Source organism: Stieleria bergensis (assembly GCA_007745635.1).
Lineage (GTDB): Bacteria > Planctomycetota > Planctomycetia > Pirellulales > Pirellulaceae > Stieleria > Stieleria bergensis.
The window spans coordinates 4,823,319-4,842,374 of sequence record CP036272.1 but is presented as its reverse complement, the minus strand read 5'-3'; the positions used below and the strand labels follow the sequence as shown (position 1 = coordinate 4,842,374).

General features: G+C 55.1%; 15 protein-coding genes, 1 rRNA gene and 1 pseudogene. 6 read left to right on the top strand and 11 right to left on the bottom strand.

The window, feature by feature from the left end; all coding sequences use genetic code 11:
• Positions 1 to 584: 584 nt before the first annotated feature.
• The 3 genes from SV7mr_RS17125 to SV7mr_RS17115 form a co-directional block, all read right to left on the bottom strand.
• Positions 585 to 2,115: ribosomal RNA gene (locus tag SV7mr_RS17125) — 16S ribosomal RNA — on the bottom strand.
• Positions 2,116 to 2,599: 484 nt separating this feature from the next.
• Complete coding sequence (locus SV7mr_RS17120) at positions 2,600 to 3,811, bottom strand: metallophosphoesterase (RefSeq protein ID WP_145274884.1); 1,212 nt, start codon at positions 3,809 to 3,811, stop codon at positions 2,600 to 2,602.
• 95 nt (positions 3,812 to 3,906) lie between these two features.
• Positions 3,907 to 4,614, bottom strand: coding sequence for a SixA phosphatase family protein (locus tag SV7mr_RS17115; protein WP_145274881.1), 708 nt, complete (start codon positions 4,612 to 4,614; stop codon positions 3,907 to 3,909).
• 218 nt (positions 4,615 to 4,832) lie between these two features.
• Here SV7mr_RS17115 and SV7mr_RS17110 point away from each other — a divergent pair, with 218 nt between their 5' ends.
• The gene (locus SV7mr_RS17110; protein WP_473163648.1) at positions 4,833 to 6,254 is read left to right on the top strand and encodes an adenosylmethionine--8-amino-7-oxononanoate transaminase; all 1,422 of its coding nucleotides are present in this window, start codon (positions 4,833 to 4,835) and stop codon (positions 6,252 to 6,254) included.
• Between the two features lie 389 nt (positions 6,255 to 6,643).
• Complete coding sequence (locus tag SV7mr_RS17105) at positions 6,644 to 8,557, top strand: PQQ-dependent sugar dehydrogenase (RefSeq protein ID WP_145274878.1); 1,914 nt, start codon at positions 6,644 to 6,646, stop codon at positions 8,555 to 8,557.
• An 87-nt stretch (positions 8,558 to 8,644) separates the two neighbouring features.
• Here the strand turns inward: SV7mr_RS17105 and SV7mr_RS17100 are convergent, their stop codons facing one another.
• Complete coding sequence (locus SV7mr_RS17100) at positions 8,645 to 9,007, bottom strand: SpoIIAA family protein (RefSeq protein WP_145274875.1); 363 nt, start codon at positions 9,005 to 9,007, stop codon at positions 8,645 to 8,647.
• A gap of 497 nt (positions 9,008 to 9,504) precedes the next feature.
• Here SV7mr_RS17100 and SV7mr_RS17095 point away from each other — a divergent pair, with 497 nt between their 5' ends.
• The gene (locus SV7mr_RS17095) at positions 9,505 to 10,422 is read left to right on the top strand and encodes an endonuclease/exonuclease/phosphatase family protein (protein WP_419187519.1); all 918 of its coding nucleotides are present in this window, start codon (positions 9,505 to 9,507) and stop codon (positions 10,420 to 10,422) included.
• Between the two features lie 262 nt (positions 10,423 to 10,684).
• Here the strand turns inward: SV7mr_RS17095 and SV7mr_RS17090 are convergent, their stop codons facing one another.
• Positions 10,685 to 11,422 carry a dioxygenase family protein gene (locus SV7mr_RS17090; RefSeq protein ID WP_145274872.1) on the bottom strand — a complete coding sequence of 246 codons (738 nt, stop codon included), beginning with the start codon at positions 11,420 to 11,422 and terminating at the stop codon, positions 10,685 to 10,687.
• A gap of 492 nt (positions 11,423 to 11,914) precedes the next feature.
• Positions 11,915 to 13,057, bottom strand: coding sequence for a phosphonoacetaldehyde reductase (locus tag SV7mr_RS17085; protein ID WP_419187518.1), 1,143 nt, complete (start codon positions 13,055 to 13,057; stop codon positions 11,915 to 11,917).
• Between the two features lie 235 nt (positions 13,058 to 13,292).
• On the opposite strand from SV7mr_RS17085, the gene SV7mr_RS17080 reads away from it, so the two are divergent.
• Both SV7mr_RS17080 and SV7mr_RS17075 read left to right on the top strand, forming a co-directional pair.
• Complete coding sequence (locus SV7mr_RS17080; protein ID WP_145274866.1) at positions 13,293 to 13,856, top strand: helix-turn-helix domain-containing protein; 564 nt, start codon at positions 13,293 to 13,295, stop codon at positions 13,854 to 13,856.
• A gap of 10 nt (positions 13,857 to 13,866) precedes the next feature.
• Positions 13,867 to 14,547: a phosphonatase-like hydrolase gene (locus SV7mr_RS17075; RefSeq protein ID WP_145274863.1), complete on the top strand. Its 681-nt coding sequence runs from the start codon at positions 13,867 to 13,869 to the stop codon at positions 14,545 to 14,547.
• On the opposite strand, the pseudogene SV7mr_RS17070 reads toward SV7mr_RS17075, so the two are convergent.
• The 3 genes and pseudogenes from SV7mr_RS17070 to SV7mr_RS25535 all read right to left on the bottom strand — a co-directional run.
• Positions 14,527 to 14,991: pseudogene (locus SV7mr_RS17070) on the bottom strand (GxxExxY protein); the annotation flags it as partial. The gene SV7mr_RS17075 and the pseudogene SV7mr_RS17070 overlap by 21 nt on opposite strands.
• A 459-nt stretch (positions 14,992 to 15,450) precedes the next feature.
• Positions 15,451 to 16,302 (bottom strand): TolB family protein, encoded by an 852-nt coding sequence (locus SV7mr_RS17065; RefSeq protein WP_419188480.1) that lies wholly within the window; start codon positions 16,300 to 16,302, stop codon positions 15,451 to 15,453.
• Positions 16,303 to 16,366: 64 nt separating this feature from the next.
• On the bottom strand, positions 16,367 to 16,579 hold the full coding sequence (locus SV7mr_RS25535) for a hypothetical protein (protein ID WP_419188514.1): 213 nt from the start codon (positions 16,577 to 16,579) through the stop codon (positions 16,367 to 16,369).
• A 186-nt stretch (positions 16,580 to 16,765) separates the two neighbouring features.
• On the opposite strand from SV7mr_RS25535, the gene SV7mr_RS17060 reads away from it, so the two are divergent.
• The gene (locus SV7mr_RS17060; RefSeq protein WP_145274857.1) at positions 16,766 to 17,152 is read left to right on the top strand and encodes a GxxExxY protein; all 387 of its coding nucleotides are present in this window, start codon (positions 16,766 to 16,768) and stop codon (positions 17,150 to 17,152) included.
• A 246-nt stretch (positions 17,153 to 17,398) separates the two neighbouring features.
• On the opposite strand, the gene SV7mr_RS25530 is transcribed toward SV7mr_RS17060, so the two are convergent.
• Positions 17,399 to 17,557 (bottom strand): hypothetical protein, encoded by a 159-nt coding sequence (locus SV7mr_RS25530; RefSeq protein WP_419187517.1) that lies wholly within the window; start codon positions 17,555 to 17,557, stop codon positions 17,399 to 17,401.
• Entirely contained in the window at positions 17,554 to 19,047 is a 1,494-nt protein-coding gene (locus SV7mr_RS17055; RefSeq protein ID WP_145274855.1) for a sulfatase, read from the bottom strand. Before SV7mr_RS17055 ends, SV7mr_RS25530 begins: the two co-directional genes overlap by 4 nt.
• Between the last annotated feature and the right edge of the window lie 9 nt (positions 19,048 to 19,056).

Below are 19,056 nucleotides of genomic sequence, written 5' to 3'. Positions count from 1 at the left end.
ACGCCACCCGTATCCAGATCAACGATTTCGCGCCCGAATCAAGGCAGGAGCCGTATGAGACAACACTCAAGTACGGATCTGTGCGGGGGGCGGCCGGAAACGGCCGTTCCTACCGTGACTTCCGTTGTGGCTGTTTGCGGTTGGCGTTGCCAACCACTTCACCCTCACCTCGCTTAGGCTCGACTCTCCCGCAAGCGGGAGAGTTCAATCAACGAATGGCCAACGGCTCTCCGATCAGCAACACTCTCCCGCAAGCGGGAGAGTTCAGTCAACGAATGGCCGACGGTTCTCCGATCAACAACAGCCTCCCGCAAGCGGGAGAGTGCAGTCAACGAATTTTTCCATCAGCAACACCCTCGCGTTTGCGGGAGGGATCGGTGGGCGAGTGATGGGGCGTGGCATTTTTTGGCGCTTCGAAGCGCGCACGAAAAAACCCGCTTTGGAAGGCGACGATCCAAAGCGGGCTTTCGTGATGTTTGGTGGTGAATCTGAAGTAAACTTCGTTGTTGAGTCGAGTTGCGAGATCACTTCCACGGATTCGGAAGACTCTGTCACCAGTGTCTCCCTATTCTAAGAATCCTTAGAAAGGAGGTGATCCAGCCGCAGGTTCCCCTACGGCTACCTTGTTACGACTTAGTCCCAATCGTCGAGCTGACCTTAGGCGCCTGCGTCAGTAAACTGTACGCTCAGCGACTTCGGGCCCTCCCAACTTTCGTGGCTTGACGGGCGGTGTGTACAAGGCTCAGGAACACATTCACCGTAGTATGCTGACCTACGATTACTAGCGATTCCGGCTTCATGCAGGCGAGTTGCAGCCTGCAATCCGAACTGAGGCACGGTTTTTGGGATTTGCTCCACCTCGCGGCTTTGCTTCTCTTTGTCCGTGCCATTGTAGGACGTGTGCAGCCCTAGACATAAAGGCCATGAGGACTTGACGTCATCCCCACCTTCCTCCGGTTTGACACCGGCAGTCTCTCTAGAGTCCCCGGCATTACCCGCTGGCAACTAGAGATAAGGGTTTCGCTCGTTAAGGGACTTAACCCGACATCTCACGACACGAGCTGACGACAGCCATGCAGCACCTGTGCAAGAGCTCCCCGAAGGGCACTCTCTACTTTCATAGAGACTCTCAAGCATGTCAAATCTAGGATAAGGTTCTTCGCGTATCCTCGAATTAAGCCACATCCTCCACCGCTTGTGTGAGCCCCCGTCAATTCCTTTGAGTTTCAGCCTTGCGACCATACTCCCCAGGCGGAACACTTAACGCTTTCGCTACGGCCGAGAGGATGTGGAAGTCCCCTCAACCCAGTGTTCATCGTTTACGGCTAGGACTACCGGGGTATCTAATCCCGTTCGCTACCCTAGCTTTCGTGCCTCAGCGTCAGTAAAGACCCAGTGTCGCGCCTTCGCCACCGGTGTTCCCTATGATATCAACGCATTTCACCGCTCCACCATAAGTTCCCGACACCCCTGTCTTCCTCAAGCCTGACGGTTTGAAACGCAATTCCACGGTTGAGCCGTGGGCTTTCACATCTCACCTGCCAGGCCGCCTACGCACGCTTTAAGCCCAGTGATACCGAATAACGTTTGGACGGTTCGTCTTACCGCGGCTGCTGGCACGAACTTAGCCCGTCCTTCCTCTGAAGATCGGTCAGGGCCTGCTCTTCACAGGCCTTTCCTCCCAACTGACAGCGGTTTACAACCCGAAGGCCTTCATCCCGCACGCGGCGTCGCTCGGTCAGACTTTCGTCCATTGCCGAAGATTCTCGACTGCAGCCACCCGTAGGTGTCTGGGCAGTGTCTCAGTCCCAGTGAGCCGGGCCATGCTCTCACACCCGGTAACCATCGCAGCCTTGGTAGGCCATTACCCCACCAACAAGCTAATAGTACGCGGTCCGATCCACAGGCGGAATCACACCATTTGATCCAAAGATATTATCCAGTATTACTGCCGGTTTCCCAACGCTATCCTGGTCCTCTGGGTACGTAACCACGCGTTACTCTCCCTTTCGCCGCTGTCCGTCTCTTAGCAAGCTAATTGACTTCTCGCACGACTTGCATGCCTAATCCACGCCGCCAACGTTCATTCTGAGCCAGGATCAAACCCTTCAATTTTGTATCGATTCACAACCGCCGCCGAAGCGATGGCTGGAGAAATCAAAGTTAAAACCGAAAGCTTAATTCTGCTCCGGGCCGCATCGGTTACGCGGCCCAGCGATTCGCCATTTTTCGCTGAAGTGAGTTAACACTCCAGCAAAGCGATCTCGCTACTGCTGAACTCAACAAATAATTCACCACCAAATTGTCAATGATCGGTTACACGCGGGACAGAGTTGTTTTGAAGCAACGTTTGTCATTTGTGTGGGCGGGATTGTTGCGGCCATCACGTTCTTCGTCAACTGGCTTTGAGAAGAAATTCCAGAAAACCTTCTGCGAAGCTTCTTCGCTTGCTTGGGGCTGCTGGCTGCTTGCGGTCGAAGTCCCGTGTTTTGCTTGACTTTAGCGCACAAGAGGCGGTTGGAACGCTGGCGGATTTCTTCCTCGGCGTGTCCTGAAACGCTGCCGATTGTCCGGTGAGGTTCGAAAGTGATCCAACCTGTTAGGTGCGTTTGCCGCTTGGTGTCCGCAGTGTTAACAGTGCGACTTGCGGTGGGCAGTTGATTCGCATCAGGTGATTGCCGTGCAAACCGCGTGAGACCTGCATGGTTGTCGGGGCTAGGTAAAACGAACCCGATGCAAAGCGACTGCCGTGAACACTGGGGCTGAGCAGCGGCCCGACCAGCGGCAGTCTCCCCTGGCCGCCGTGAGTGTGTCCGGCCAGCATCAGCGTGAAGGCATGTTGGCGAGCCCAGCGGATTTGGTCCGGGCTATGGCTTAACAGCAGCCGAAACTTTACACGCTCTCGCTGTGCTTGGTCGATCTCGACACGCGGGAACTGGTCGATCTCGACACGCGGGAACCAGGGAGACTCATTGCCAGCCAGCAAACTGGGGACGTCACGCAAGTCAACGCAGGTGGCCGACTTGCCAAGGTCTTGCCAGCCGAGCGTTTCCATTTGTTGACGGACTTCATCAGGATGCGAAACACGTGTGTCGTGGTTGCCAAGGACGAAGTAACACCCATCGCGCGCACTGGCATCGCCAAAGATCTTGGGTAGCCACTGAATCGTTTCTTGGCAGTCAACGATGTCTCCGGTTAAGGCAAACATGTCTGGCGCGGCAGACAGCGCTTGCTCCATCGCTAGCCGCGAATAGGGCCAATCAATGTCACCGGTTAGGTGGATGTCACTGAGATGTGCAATGCGGTAGCCATCGAGTGCCTCTGGCAATCCGGCAACGGGTAGCTCGATTTCTTCGACGGACAGCTTCAGCACTTGATTGAGCGGCAAGCCCGTTACCCAGTTGGCGAACCCATTGCGAGGCAGTTTTTCCGAGCAATGATCGCGCGCATCCAATAGACGTCCCCTGACTTTGATCTTGACGTGGTTGATGCCAAACAGCGGGCGATAGATCAGCCAAGGAATCCCCAGCAGCGGAACACTTGCCAAGCACAGGCTGCCGTAAATTCGAAGAATCACCGGCAGTTGAGCCCAGTCGGTGCTCTGCTGGACGATCCCCAAGAGAGGTTGCCAATAAAGTGCCAGGACCAGCGGTGGCAGCAGGACCGCGTTGGCAAACGCGGCTTTAACCATGCGTTTAATGCGTTTTCGAGGCCAGCCTAAGCAGTTGAGCCGATTGTAGAACGCTAAGTGGATCCCGTAGTGCCCCACCCAGGCAAGCAGCAAGATCGTTAGAGCAGTCGGGTCAATCATCGATGGAATCAGCCATCAGAATCGCTTGTGAATCGGTTGGTGTGACGTTGTTTCAGCAGGCGAGGCTCATGCCGGGAGCCCCCTCCGTTTCAACGTCACAGCGTTTTGGGAGTGATCAAGGCGGAGAGCTGACACTGGCTCATGGGCCCAAATCCAATCAACGGGTTTTGCGGAGCGACTGCGCTGGGCTCCACTCTTTGCACGTCCGGCTGGGGGCCGGCCACCTCGAACACCGCAATGGCTGCTGTCGGCATCCCAATCCGTTGCCCGGCGAGCTGGCTGGCTAAGATGGAGACGCCCGGATTATGGCACAGAATCATCACTTTCAGGGCATCACCAGCATGCGCTTGCAAACACTGTAGCATGGTTTCAGGACTGGATAGGTAAAGTTCGTCCAGATAGATAATCCTGGTTTCATCGGGCCAATGATCGGCCATCCGTTCAATGGTTTGTTGGGTGCGAAGAGCATTGGAGCTTAAGACCAGGTCGGGTTGCAGCTCATTTTCGGCCAGCCAGTTTGCCATTGGCGGACAATCACCTCGGCCGCGAGCATTGAGAGGCCGCTGGTGATCTGACAGCGTGCCGTCGCTATGGTCGCTTTTAGCATGCCGCATCAATATCAAGCGTGATTGCATGGTGTGTGGTTTCTTCACAAGAGGTGGGGCTTGGAACCGGTTGGCTGCATTGTAGGTTGCTGGAAAACGGCTGCAGGAGGCTTGGTCCAATGGAAACACTTGGATTGTCAGATTGGGGGCTGCCTGTTCCGGTGAAGCCTCCGCCAAGCGTCTGGGGTGCAGCCGCATGTCCCTTCATGCGGCCTGTTGGACGCTTTTGAAAACACGCCTTACAAACATCCGGTCGGTCAGGAAATCCATCCCGCTTGGGGTTCAGTCGCCCGGCGAGTCCTTTATGCTAGAAGACGCAGCAGCCCAGCCCCGGAGGCGATGTATACCTGCGAGAATCGAATCTGGGCTCCATTGGCTTGGCTGCGTTTGGTGGCTGGTTTGATCGCGACGGTTAGGTGCTGAGCTTAGAAACCGATCTTGCCAGTGCACAAATCCTGGCGCACGAATCAATCTTTCTCGGTTTAGAGCAGTTGTCTGTGACTCCATCGGATCCCAAATCATTGTCTTCCAAGACTGAACATCAGGCTTCAGCCGCAACGTCCTTGCCGCCTTGGCAGCTGGCCGGACGCGATCATTTGTGGATGCCCTACTGCCAAATGAAGACAGCGCCGCAACCGGTTGCCGTTGAACACGCCCAGGGTGTGCGGTTGCACTTGGCCGACGGGCGAACCTTGATCGATGGTTTGGCTTCCTGGTGGTCGGCTTGCCATGGTTATAGCCACCCGGACATCGTTGCTGCGATGACCGAACAACTGCAGCGGATGTCACATGTCATGTTCGGTGGCGTGCATCACGAGCCTGCTGCGGTATTGGCCGCTGGCCTCGCGGAGTTATTGCCGGGGGACTTGAATCGGGTCTTCCTGATTGATTCGGGATCGGTGGCGGTGGAGCTGGCGATGAAGATGGCCATCCAGTATCACCTCAACCGTGGTCAAACGGGACGCACGCGATTTGTCAGTTTTGCCAATGCCTATCACGGTGACACCACCGGCGCGATGTCGCTTTGCGATCCCAATCGCAGCATGCACGCTCACTTTGCCGGCGGGTTGCTCCAGCAGATCAGTGTCGCATTACCACAAGACGTTGATTCGCTCGGTTCCTTTGAAGACTTACTGCAGCAGCGTGGCCAGCAGATCGCTGCGGTCTTTATCGAACCACTGGTTCAAGGTGCCGGCGGCATGCGGTTTCACTCAGCCGATGTCTTGCGTGGCATTGCTGAACTTTGCAAACGCGATGGAATTCTGCTGGTTGCCGACGAGCTTGCCACCGGGTTTGGTCGAACGGGGACGATGTTTGCGATCGAGCAAGCCGACATTGTTCCAGACATCATTTGTCTAGGGAAAGCGCTGACTGCGGGCATGGTCGGAATGGCGGCTACCGTTGCGACAGAAGAAGTCTTCGCAGCCTTTTGGTGTGATGATCCTGCCGCCGCTCTCATGCACGGGCCAACCTTCATGGCCAACCCACTGGCCTGCGCGGCAGCCAACGCATCGCTGCAGCTCTTCCGAGATGGTGGCGTGCTGCGCCGCGTGACTGAGATCGAACGCACACTGCAGCAGCAGTTGGCTTGTTGTGCTGATCTGGACCCGGTGGTCGAGGTGCGCGTGAAGGGGGCGATCGGTGCGATTCAAGTGGACAAGCTCGTGCATCTCGATCGGTTGCGGCAGGCATTCATCGATCGCGGTGTGTGGCTGCGCCCGTTTGGGGACTGTATCTACACGACGCCGCCCTTGGTGATCGACGATGAAGACCTGCTGACGTTGTGCCGCGTGATCTGCGAGGTCGTCGCTGAGTGGGCAACTTGGCCCCGGTCGTAAGCGATCGCTCTGGCGACTGTAAGCTGGCTGCAGTGATTCGGCTGCAGTGATTCGGCTGCAGTGATTCGGCAGGCGGCCTCTGCAAACTCTCTGCGTCACGCATAGGGCGCTGTGTGCCTGCCTTGTGTCCAGCCAAAGTCTGTCGCATGGTCGGGCAAATTCTCCATTCGCGGCTGGTTTCTTTGGTCGGGTCGTTGTGACGGTGGTCCGCATCAAGGATACTGTGGAGCTCAAGAGAAACAGGTGCTGGAAGAACAGGCCGCTTGATTTGACTGATTTTTGCTGGGTTCGCGCCAGCGGACTGTCTGTTTGGACGCCGTCTTCATCGGACATTACGTTTCTTCTTGTTCCCCCTTCCCGATGGCCTTTTATAAAGTGGACAACTTGATATGAAACTCTCTCAGTCACTGTTGCGATCGGCGTTGGCGCTTGCTGCGCTGGTGACCGCAACCAGTGTTCCTTCCTTTGCGATCGCCGAAACGGGCGTCAACGAATTGAGTGAAGCTGAAAGTCGCAGCGGATGGAAACTGTTGTTTGATGGCAAGACGTTTGACGGCTGGCGTAACTACCAAAAAGACTCAGTCAGCGATGGCTGGAAAGTCGATGACGGTGCGTTGGTGCGTTACAAAGGCGGCGCTGGCGACATCATCAGTAAAGAAACGTTTGGCGCCTTCGAATTGCTGCTGGACTTCAAAATCAGTCCCGAAGGCAATAGTGGCTTGATGTTCCACGTCACCGAGGACAATTCAACTCCGTGGCGAAGCGGGCCAGAGATTCAGATCCAAGACAATGTTGACGGCCATGATCCACAGCTTGCCGGCTGGTTGTATCAGCTGTACAAGCCCGGCAAGAATCCGGATGGTTCGATCGTTGATGCCATCCGTCCTGCCGGTCAATGGAATCAGATCTATCTGCGCATCGCGCCACAAGGCTGCGAAGTTTGTGTCAACGGTGTTCGCTATTACACCTTCAGCAAGGGCAGCAAGGACTGGAAAGAACGTGTCGCGAAGAGCAAGTTCGCCAAGTTCAAAGGCTTTGGTGAAGCCACCGAAGGACACATCTGTCTACAAGATCATGGCAACCTGGTCAGCTTTCGTAACATCAAAGTTCGCCGCATTGCCGAAGACGGCAGCGTTCCACAGCCCATCGATGGCAACCTGGAAATGAACGGGCAGCTCGCGTTTCCTGCTCTTAAGTGGGAAGGCTGGGAAGGGGTCGACGACGAGGGACGCATCCGCAAGTTGCGCTTGATGGAACTGACGTATGCGAACGATGGAACCAATCGCTTGTTTGCCGCCGCGCAATCCGGCGAGATTTGGACGTTCGAAAACAAAGCCGATGTCACCGAAAGCCATCTGTTCTTGGACTTGCAAGAAAAGGTCCAGAACTTTTCGAGTCGCGGTGCGAACGAGGAAGGTTTGCTCGGGCTCGCGATGCACCCTGAATACAAAAAGAACGGCAAGTTCTACGTCTATTACACCGACGCACAGAAAACTCGGTCGATTCTCAGCGAGTTTACCGTCAGTGACGATGATTCGAATGCTGCTGATCCCAGCAGCGAACGGGTCATCATGACCATCGATCAGCCGTATAAAAATCACAACGGTGGCGTGATCGAATTCGGTCCTGATGGTTACTTGTACATCGGTTTAGGGGACGGAGGGTTGCGTAACGACCCTGCGGGCAACGGGCAAAACTTGTCCACCTTGCTCGGTTCGGTCCTCCGGATCGATGTCGATTCTCCAACGGCTGCATTGCCGTATGGGATTCCTGCGGACAACCCGTTTGTTGGTCAGGACAACGCTCGTCCAGAGATCTACGCCTATGGCATTCGCAACCCTTGGCGGATGGCGTTTGACAAAAAGACCGGCAAGCTTTGGTTGGGTGACGTTGGCCAAGAGCTGTGGGAAGAAGTCAATCTGATCACCAAGGGCGGCAACTTTGGCTGGAGCACCCGCGAGGGCACCAACAGCTTTAGCAATGGTACCGCTCCAGAAGGTGTTTCCGATCCGATTGATCCGGTTTGGCAATACGATCATCGCATCGGTCGTTCGATCACCGGTGGCCGGGTCTACCGAAGCTCACGCATCCCAGAGCTCAACGGAGCTTACTTGTACGCTGATTATGTCAGCGGCGTCGTTTGGGCCTTGAAGGTCGACGAGAAGACCGGCAAAGCGGTCAAGAATGTGCAAGTGCTGCCTAAGGGCGTTTCTGTTTTGGCTTTCGGTGAAGACCAATCTGGCGAAGTCTTCTATCTGGTTGAAAGCCCCGCCGGTAAATGCATTTACCGCATCGCTGAATAGTCGGCACCCCTCGCGATCACCGGATCAGCCCACAGTGGCTGATCCGGAAAAGGGAAAATGTCGTCGGTTGGAATCATGGCCTCAGTGTCATTCTGCTTCGATCCAACTGGTCGCCTCTGCCCGCTTGCTGTGATCGAAGTACTGAATCTTGGCGGTGGTGAAGGGCTTGCAAAACGCTGCCATGCCTGCTTCCCATTTCGATTCGCCAACGATCGCTACGCGCTCAATGTCGTGCCAGTGCTTGAAATCGAATTTGATGTCTTGCCAAAGGGCTCCCGCGGTCCAGCCGTGGAAGTCATGCATTTCAAACAGAATGCGAACCTTTCCATGTTCTTTGATCTGTTCGTCGACCAACGGGGAAAACATTTCATATTCGGCCTTGGTCAATTTTCCTGTCACTTTGACGTGAACATTCTTGCCGGCAGAGACGACTTCCAGTGCTTGAACCACGGTATGCTCCTAAATGAATGGCGAGTGAGGGCTGGTTTTAGCGAGATGGCTTGGTGACATGCTTGTCGCCAGATGCTCTCGCGCAGGCAACGAGGCTTTCGTATGCAACATGGCTTGTCGCCATGAATAGGCAATCTGCCAAGTGCCTCTGTAGGGTACACACTCAGCAAGTCGCACCGGATGTGACGGGCAAGCGAGGTCGGGCTCTTGCTTGCACCACTGATTTGCCTGCAATTGCGTTGTTTCTGGGCCATTGGTGCGTGCAAGCACAGCACGCTACGAATTCAGAAGCATGCACGCTACGAATTCAGTACGAGCAAGCGGATCACCGATTCGCTCGGGTGTTGCGGTTGGACTGATCGGGACGACCTGAGAATCAACATACAAGCCACATGGCGGTTATAATGCCGCTTGGAATCCTTTACCGCTGTGTAAAGGAATGTGGTTGTTTTAAGCAACGATTGTTGCTCTCGTGTTTCGTGGTGATGGAGATTTCGATGCGAATGGGTTCCGCTGTTGTTGGCCGTCGCCTGGTGATGCTTGCCGTGGCCTGTGCTTGGATTTTCTGCAGTGCTGCAGTGGGTGTGGCTCAGGATTCCAGCGCCGCCGCCGATCGTGCCGCTCCTGTTAAAGTCATGAGCTTTAACATTCGCTATGGAGCGGCAAACGACGGTGAGAATCGCTGGTCCAAACGATCTTACTTGGTGGCTGAAACCATCACACTGTTTGGTCCAGATTTGCTCGGTGGCCAGGAGGTATTGAAGTTTCAGGCTCAGTTTCTGAAGCAGTTGTTGCCCGAGTTTGGATTCCACGGCGTTGGCCGTGAAGACGGAACTGAGAAAGGCGAGTTTGTTCCGTTGCTCTATCGGAAGTCTCGATTCGATCTCGTTGACGCGGGCCATTTCTGGCTGAGCGAGACTCCGGAAGTCGCTGGCAGCAAGAGCTGGGATTCCTCGCTGCCAAGAATGGCATCATGGGTCAAGCTAAGTGATAAGCAAGACGCTGGGAAGCAACTTGTGTTTATCAATACCCACTTTGATCACCGCGGCAAGCAAGCGCGATTGGAGTCGGCGAAGCTGATTCGAGAACGTGCTGATCAGTTTGTGGCCGACGGCCTGCCAGTGATCATTACCGGCGACTTTAATACGACTGAAGATCTAACACCGTATGAGGCGCTGACCGGTGCTGGAGCGGATGGTTTCGTCGATTCCTACCGTGCAGCTCACCCGGTTCGGCAGAGTGACGAGGCGTCGTCCAGTCGCTGGACGGGTCATCGCGATGGCTCTCGGATCGATTGGGTGCTACACAGCCCTGACTTCGTGACCTTGCAGTCGTCGATCAATTACACCAATGAGGAAGGCCGCTATCCATCGGATCACTATCCCGTCCAGGCGGTGTTGCGTTTGAACCGCTAGACGTTTCTGTAGGATCGGTGGAGATCGCTTTGAACGCTTTGGCCGATTGGGCACTGCCGAGGTCACTTCTGGCCGCTGTAACCTTTGCTCATGGCAGAGGGTGACTGGCAGAGGGTGACTGCGTTGTCCCATCTGTTCGCGAGACAACGCGAAACGTGTGGGGCGAATCTTCAGACCGCCCTGCGTTAGCTCAGCATTAACCCTGCGTTAGCTCAGCATTAGCCCTGCGTTAGCTCAGCATTAGCCCTGCGTTAGCTCAGCATTAGCCCTGCGTTGGGCGTCGTCGCCGGCGGATCTCAGGTCGACCGATTCCGCCTCGGAGCTTACCGTCATCGCCTTCGAAGGCGGTCTTGCCAACGACCATGTCAAAGTCCACGCTCAGTTCCCCCAGCTTGGAATCTTTGATGGGTTTAAAATCGCCCATCACTGATTCAACGGCTTTGGGGTCACGCACACTTCTGAGCACTCCATCTTTGGCGTTGAGTTCATGACCCTTGATGAACAATTGCGTGGTCAGGATGCGGTGGCCGTTGACGCTGACTCCCACGTGAATGTGAGGCGTTCGTCCTGGATAGGGGACAGGTTTGATGGTTCGGAAATAATAGTGCCCCTTGGCGTCCGTCAAGAACCGACCGTATCCCTGAAAGTTCTTGTCTTGATTGGCGCGATTTTTCTTGTCACCTGAATGCAAGTAGACCGCGTTGTTATCGACTTGCCAAATTTCGACAAAGGCATTGCGGATTGGATTGCCGCTGGAGTTCAAGACACGTCCGCTGATGTGAGTGATTTCACCCACCGCCGGCGTCAGGCTTTCGTTGATAATCAGCAGATCGTTGTCCGTGTCCAGCGGCAGCTTGTCCGGGTAAAACGGTCCCTCGGTGAACCGTGGCGTTTCCAGCATTTCTGCAAACACACCCGGAGCCGCCAGCCCGGCGGCTGCGCAGGTGGATCCCGTTTGCAGCAGTTGTCGTCGTGTCAAAATGGACTTGAAGTTGGACATCAGTGGGCGTTCCTAAAAAGGGAAGCGTGGCGAGCCATCACGCCTTCCGCAGCCAAACGCACGGCCCGTCAGGTCAGTTGGACCCGTCAGGTCAGGTAGATTAAATCCTGTGCTGTGTCGTTGCAGTGGAATGACGGTTCGGCTCAAAGTGAAAAGACTTGGCCATGCTGGAAACACAAGCGGTTCCCAATTCCTTCAGTATAGTGCCGCAAGCACCGCCCAGTGTGGGTGATCAACTCAGGCAATTGTCAGTTTCTGGTCGAACGAGTGCATGGGGCCGCGCTAATCAAGTGCCGTGAAAGCCCTGGACGGTCCAGGACTCGCCGCTTTGCGTTGAAATTGCGATTGTGATGCCCAGCGGCCAGCCCGCTGATGCATTGATTCTGAAAGCGTGTTCGGCGGAGAACATTTTCCATGGAGCGGGTGTGGTCGGCCTGAACGGTGCTGTTAGTGAGGTCGCATCTGCAGGCTTCCGCGGGCGAAGTGCGGGTGTCAGTGGGGCGTTGCGTGAAGCGGAGTGCTTAAGACGGCATACAGCTGATCGCAGGTTGCCCGGCGTGGGTTATTGGAAAGTCGCTCGGCGTTGGCGCTTTGTGCAATGCCCATGAAGTCATCGGGCGAGCAGATTTCATGCAGCGCGGGGCAGTGAATTTGTGACAGGAGATTGCTGATCACGGCACAGGCGGTTTGAACATCCTTGGCGCCCAGAATGTTGATCACTCTTGAAATGCGCTGGCTAACGGCAGTTGCGCCGCGCGGATCCATGCAGTCTTCGCTTGTGACTGCCGCGTTGAATGCCAACAGAGGTGCCAGTGTGACTGCGACGGCCAGTCCATGTGGCACGCCAAAGCGAGATGTCAGTGCATAGGACAGCGCGTGTGGAGCGGTGGTCTTGGTGATGTTGATCGCTTTGCCCGCCAGATGAGACGCCCGGCACATCGCTTGTCGAACCTCTGGAGTGGGAGCGTTGGTGGCGGGTACAAGATTCGCAAACGCAAGTGTGGCCGCTTCGCTGGCATCGTGAAGCGATTCCTCTGTTGCGGCGACGGACCAAATGGATTCAATCGCCTGACACAAAGCGTCCAGGCCAGTGGCAGCAGTCATGCCAGGCGGCAGGCTTTCGGTCAGAGTGGGGTCGACGACCGCGTAGTTTGGTAGCAGACTGGGATGCGCCACCGAGTGCTTTTCGCCATCCACATAAACGACCGCAAAGTGTGTCGCTTCGCTGCCCGTTCCAGCGGTCGTTGGAATCGCCATCAAGGGCTGGCCGGTCGCTTGAATCGTCGCCTGCCCGGTGGCAAGCTCACGAGCCGAGTGTGATTGCACAGCGAGCCGTCCAATCAGTTTGGCGAGGTCAATCGCCGTTCCGCCACCAAGGGCGATCACAAAATCGGCATCGCTGTTTCGATACGCTTCAATGCCGCGCTCAACATCCTGCAGTTTCGGATTCACTTCAAACTTCGTCAATCGCGTCGTTGCCCGCTGGCTGAGCAAAGGTTCAAGAACCATGTCCGCGCCGGACGCCGCGTAGGCTGTTTCGTCGAGGACCACAAAGGGGCGTTCGACTCGCAGCGACTCCAGCACCGCGCCAACTTCGCGGAGCGACTCGATCAAGGGCTCTTGGGGGGCGGGCAAGATGATGCTCCGAAAACGTTCGATGGTTTTTGCTGGGGGGACTTCGGGTTGATCAGTTGATGAGGGTACACTAAAGTTGACTCAGAATCAACTTTCGCCTTCAGGCAATCGCTGGCGAAGGCCGTGCACTAAACGCCCGTGTTTTGCCCAGGTAGCTGTTTGGGCAGGTCCCCGGTCGTCACTGGGCCATCACTTGGCCAGTGCCGTTCTCTTTCCATCTCCATCTCGGACCGTCATGAATCTTGTTGAACTTGCTCAGCGGATCCGCGAGTACCGGTTGAATCAGCGACTGACCCTGGAGGATGTGGCAAGTCGAAGTGGATTGACACGAAGTTGGCTTTCCAAGGTCGAAAACTTTCGGATCACACCTTCGTTGCCTGCTCTGGGCCAGATCGCCTCGGCACTTGGGGTGACCGTTTCGGATCTTGTCCAGGGGCTTGATCAGAAGCCACGCTTGGTCAAGGTCGCTAAAGAGGAACGACAAACGGTTCAGCGAGAGAACAGCCCGGCCAACACGACCGTTTATCAGTCGTTGGCGCACAAGCGGCCCAATCGCTCGATGGATCCGTTCCTGCTGACGATTCCTGCTGGAGTTGCTCGCAAGGAAGCTTTGTCTCATCAAGGCGAAGAGTTTTTGATGGTTCAGAAAGGATCTATCGAGTTTGAGTTTGACGGCCAGAGGCACGCGCTACGCAGTGGTGATTGTTTGTATTTTGACAGTCACATTCCTCATCGCATTATCAATCCATTTAAACGCGAAGCCACGGTATTGTGCGTCTTCTTAGAACAGAGAGGCTAAAGGAACTCCAATGATTGAACTTCTAGTGTTAGACATAGCGGGGACCACCGTTGACGAAGACAACGTGGTCTACAAGACGGTCCGAGCGGCGATCAATGCCGCCGGGCATCAGTTCTCCCAGCAGCAGGTTCAGGCAGCCGGGGCAGGGAAGGAAAAGTCCCAGGCGATCCGTGATGTGATGGCTCTCGGTGGTAACGTTCCGGCCGATGAAGAGGTCGCGACGATTTTTGCGGACTTCAAATTGCGGCTGGCGGCTGCCTACGAATCGCTGGATGTCAGGGAGCAGCCAGGTGCATCGGAAGTGTTTGCAAAACTGCGCCAGCAGGGCGTGAAGGTTGTTCTGAACACGGGGTACGACCGTGCGACGGCGGAACAGTTGATCGCGAAAATCGGCTGGGTTGTGGGCCAGGACATCGATGGTTTGGTGACTGCCAGCGATGTCGGAAACGGCCGTCCCGCACCGGATATGATTCACTTGGCAATGCAACAGACCAGCATCGCGTCGGGTGAAAACGTCGCCAAGATTGGTGATTCCGCCATTGATATCGAGGAAGGCAAAAACGCTGGATGCGGCATGACGCTGGGCGTGACCACTGGGGCTCAGACCCGTGAGCAGCTAACTGCCGCTGGGCCAACTCACATTGTCGACAGTCTGGCAGAGATGTGCGATTTAATTTTGCCCACTGAATAAGGTCCGAACAGACTGTGTCAGGTGCGGTCGTTCGCACTCACGTATCGGCGTCTCAGTTGGCAACAGTCCGTTTATGGCTGACGGCTTGTTGGGGAACCACGAAAGGCACCAACGACACGAAATGCGAACCGACCGGCTTTTCGTGTGCTTGGTGGTCCATTCCTCCTCGCAAATTTGCCATCGCACGATTTGTTCATGTTGCAATTTTGGGTAGTGGCCAAAGTTTGCGATGAGTCCGAGACGGTGCCCGCTTGCCTTTAAGTAGTTGTGGACTTGTGCCCGGTGCTCATGAGTAATTTCTTTCACGGCTTTGAGTTCCAGAATGATTTTCTCGTAGCAAATGAAATCCGGGAAGTATCGTGATTTCAGTTTGTGGTGTTTGTCGTTCAGCGTCAGTTGCGTTTGCGGGAGAAACGGGATTTTTTGTTCAGTAAGTTCGCGCTCAACGCATTCCTGTTAGGCCGGTTCAAGGAAGCCACAGCCAATCTCTTTGTAAACCTCAGACATCGCTCCCATCAATTTGTCGCTTTCGTCTTTAAAGAGTCTTTCAGCCATCGACGATGCGTCCCCAATACTGGAACCGAAAAGAACAGCGGACGATGTTCTATTTGTTTTCGAGCGTCTTGTGTCTTTCGTGGTTCAGCGTCTTGAAAAGGCCAACCACCAGCGTTCTCATGTCTTTTGAAACCGTCACTTCATCCGCCGGCCATGCTTTACCCTGCGTTGAGTCCGAAACGTCGGTGGGAGCATGAGGTTCCAGGACCCGGTGCGGTATTGCGGCACGAGAACTGCCTTGGCCACGGCGTTGACGGTTGTGCATTAATGGTGGCATTCAAACGAGAAACGGCTCACGGTAATGGCATGCGACGAGCTAGTTTGATTTTCCAGTCGGGGTGTTGCGTTTTATGGCAACCAAGTGAATCGCCCCCAGTTCCGTTTGCGAGGCACGATTGGCAATTCCCGTTCCCCGGATTTCGTTTCGACCATGACCTTGGGGCCGCCTCGTTGTGGGTCCGGAAAAGCTCGTGTCACAAATCCATCGGGGGACCACGTGGGGTCATCTCCGCGCCCGACCTTGCGTTTGTTTTTTCCATCGCTGCCAACCACCCAGACATGGAACGTCGCAGCGATCTGTTGGTCCCGTTTCGGGTTGTTGAGTCCGGTAAACTGGCTCATGTGAATCATCTCCACGCCCTCCCAGTGAGCAATCCACTTGCCGTCAGGTGACCAGGCAGGAACTTTTTGCTCGAGGGGTAGTTTCAGAATCTCGTCCTGTTCCCTCGGCGTTGGTGAAACCAGTTTGGCGTCACTTCCGTCAAGTTGGCTCACCCAAATTCGAAACGTTCCGCTTCGGTCGGAAACAAAGGCCACCTGTGTGCCGTCAAGAGAGATTGAAGGCATCGCGTTATTGAACCGAATTTGCTCCGGGTCACTGAACAACCTGCGCGATTCACCGGTTTTGGTGTTCATGATGCGGAGCTGGCTGTTGCTGGCAGGGTCTTGATTTTTCTGTCCCGCCCCAGCACTCATCCAAACAATGTGTTTCGAGTCAGGTAACCACGAGGGCAACAGGATTCTCTCGGACCGGATGAGCTCTTTAGCGTGTTTGCCCTCTGTGTCGCAGAGCCAAATCGCCATGCCCTGATGGCTCCGTTGCACGAAAACGATTTTCTGCCCATCCGCTGAGCATGACGGTTGCACACAGTGAGGCTTGCCATCTGTCAATTGCCGGCTGTCCGATCCATCCTCTTTCATGCGATAAAGCTGAAGAACGCCGTTTTCGTCCGTGTGACTGACAATGACTTCACGCAAGTGTGGTTTAGATGCAGTCTCCTCTGAGTTCGCGACTCCAGTGAAGACAAGCAACGCCAAACAACACCATCGCAGGCATGCTGATCTGGTTGCGTCCATGGCTCAATGTTCCTTCATTCAGTCGGAGCTGAATCAGTGGTTGTGAATCGGATTGCCGCAGCTTGCCAGCAAACGTGAACTGTGATCTTGGCAAACAAAACGCGCCGCGTACAGCAGTCATTGTCTCTTCAAGCACTCCCGAATGCAATGTGAGTAGCGGCTGGCCGAGCATGAAGGAACGCTAATTGTCACTGATCGAAAGCGCTGGACATCGCGAATTGGGTGCTGTCAGGTTTTCAAATGACATGACAAGGGTTAGTGTGCGATGAGTGGAGATTAGCGTTCTTACATTCGACCGGGCGAAGCGATGCTAAAACAGCAGGGTTACGATTTGATGGGCGCTGCATTCGAGGTGTACAACGTACTTGGATACGGCATGGCCGAGCAGATCTATCAGGCGGCATTGGAAGTTGAACTTCGACTGAGAGGCATTCCATTTATCGCGCAAGCGGAGCTGGAAGTGTTTTTCAAGGGGCACTTGTTGCCACCGAAATATCGACCTGACCTGGTTGTTTTCGGTGAAGTGGTTGTTGAGATCAAGGCTCTGAAGGAGCTTTGTACTGACCATGAGGCACAACTGTTTAACTATTTGCGAATCACGCGAAAGCAAGTCGGTTACCTGATCAACTTCGGCAAAAAAGGCGAACTGGAATGGAAGCGGTTGATCGTCAACGATCTCCGCAATAAGAAATGAAGGAACGCTAATTGTCACTGATCAAAAGCACTGAACATCGCGAATTCGGCTTTGGATGGCCAGGGAACGTGCAGAAGAACATGCGTGGCAACGCTGACCATCACCACGTCGGGAATGAGATTGACCTCTCGTTGGTCCGATCCAGCTGTTCCTGTGTCGTAGAGCTGGTCGATCGATAGCCTTCTCAAATCGACTGGTCGCCCGTTGTGCGTGTCGCTTCAGCAATCGGTAACGTTGGTCCACGGGTTAGCTCTTGAAATCCTGCTCCGGCCCGGCCAGCACCCATTGTCTGTAGCGTGTGCTAACGGTATTCAAAACCGTTGCTATAGCTGCTGTCTGTGTACTGACGATGCCACTGCAAAAGTACCGAGTGACAATGATGGGGCAGACAATTCGTTGCTTCATCGGTCCTGTCGCATTTGCTGGTAGAATTGGTTAAACCAAGCATTGACCGCGCCAAAGCCAACCGCAGGGTGGTACTCAGCTTCGTTGGTTGGAAGTTGCGAGCGAAATTCGGTGACAATGCTCTTGTGTTGATGGTCAGGCTGGTCGATTAAGTTCGTCCATTCGTTTGGATCATTGCGATGGTCGTAGAGTTCTTCTGATCCATCGTGGTATCGGATGTAGCGAAAACGCTCGCTGCGCAAACTGTTATTCCCACGAGCGTAGGTGGTCAGGATTGATTTCCGCCATTCAACCGTGGGATTGGTTGGTTCGTTCAGCAACGGGGCCAGACTGTTGCCGGAGTTGGCTTGGCGTTCTGGAAGACTGCAGAGTTCAAGCAGCGTCGGGTAAAGATCGATCAGCCCGACGGGACGCGAACACACTTGCGGTTTGTGCTTCCCCGGTTCGACAATGATCAAAGGCACACGCGTCGATTCCTCCCAGAGGCTGTGCTTTGACACGCGAGCTTTCTCGCCAAGGTGATAGCCATGGTCTGAAAGGAGCACGATGATTGTGTTGTCCGCTTGCGGCGATTCTTTAATCGCCTGGATCACTCGTCCAACCTGTGCATCGACAAAGGTCGTGCAGGCCAGGTAGGCTTGGGTGCATTTTCGCAACTGCTCGTTGTTATTTTTGCGCAGCCAGGGCAGCTGCGGATAACGCGGCAATTCGTGAACACGCACTCCCGTTGCGGGAACATCATCCAGGTCGTTGTCCTTGATTTCGGGAAGGATCACCTGGTCCAGCGGGTGCAGGTCAAACCACTTTTGCGGAACGTAGAATGGAACGTGTGGCCGGTGAAATCCGACGGCTAGAAAGAACGGAGTGTTTCGCGGTTGACTCAGTTCCGCAATCGCCCAGTTGGCAGTCTGGTAATCAGGCATCTGCGCATCTTGCTGGGGAAAGGCGGCCCAGTCCGTTTGCGTGCCCGTGAACGGCTGGGAATAGTCAGGGCGAAAATTGAAACGCACATCAGCGGGCGGTTTCGGTCCCTTGGGTTTCGGTCCGGAGGAGCCAGACGGACCGGCCTTGTTCACGGCCGTCGCCAAGGGATAGCCATGTGTGATTTTTCCGGCCGCGAGCGTCTGGTATCCATGTCGCGAGAAGTACTCCGTCAGCAGTTGTCCGCGAAAGTGTTTGGCATCGTCCGTCATCTTCCCCTTGCCGCGAGGCTGATCGTAAAGCCCCGTTTCGTGCGGATAGCGACCCGATAGAAGCGAGGCTCGCGACGGTCCGCAGATCGGAGCTTGGCAGTGTGCATTGGTGAACAAGGTGCCCCGCGCTGCCAAGGAGTCGATGGCCGGTGTTTTGGCCTGCGGATGTCCTCCCATGCAGCCGACCCAATCATTCAGATCGTCGACACAAATCAAGACGACATTCTTGGGGGCCGCCGAAAGGTTGCCGGCGAACAGCAGGAAGGGCAGAAGTGCAATCAGTCGTTGGAGAATCATGTTCTTAAA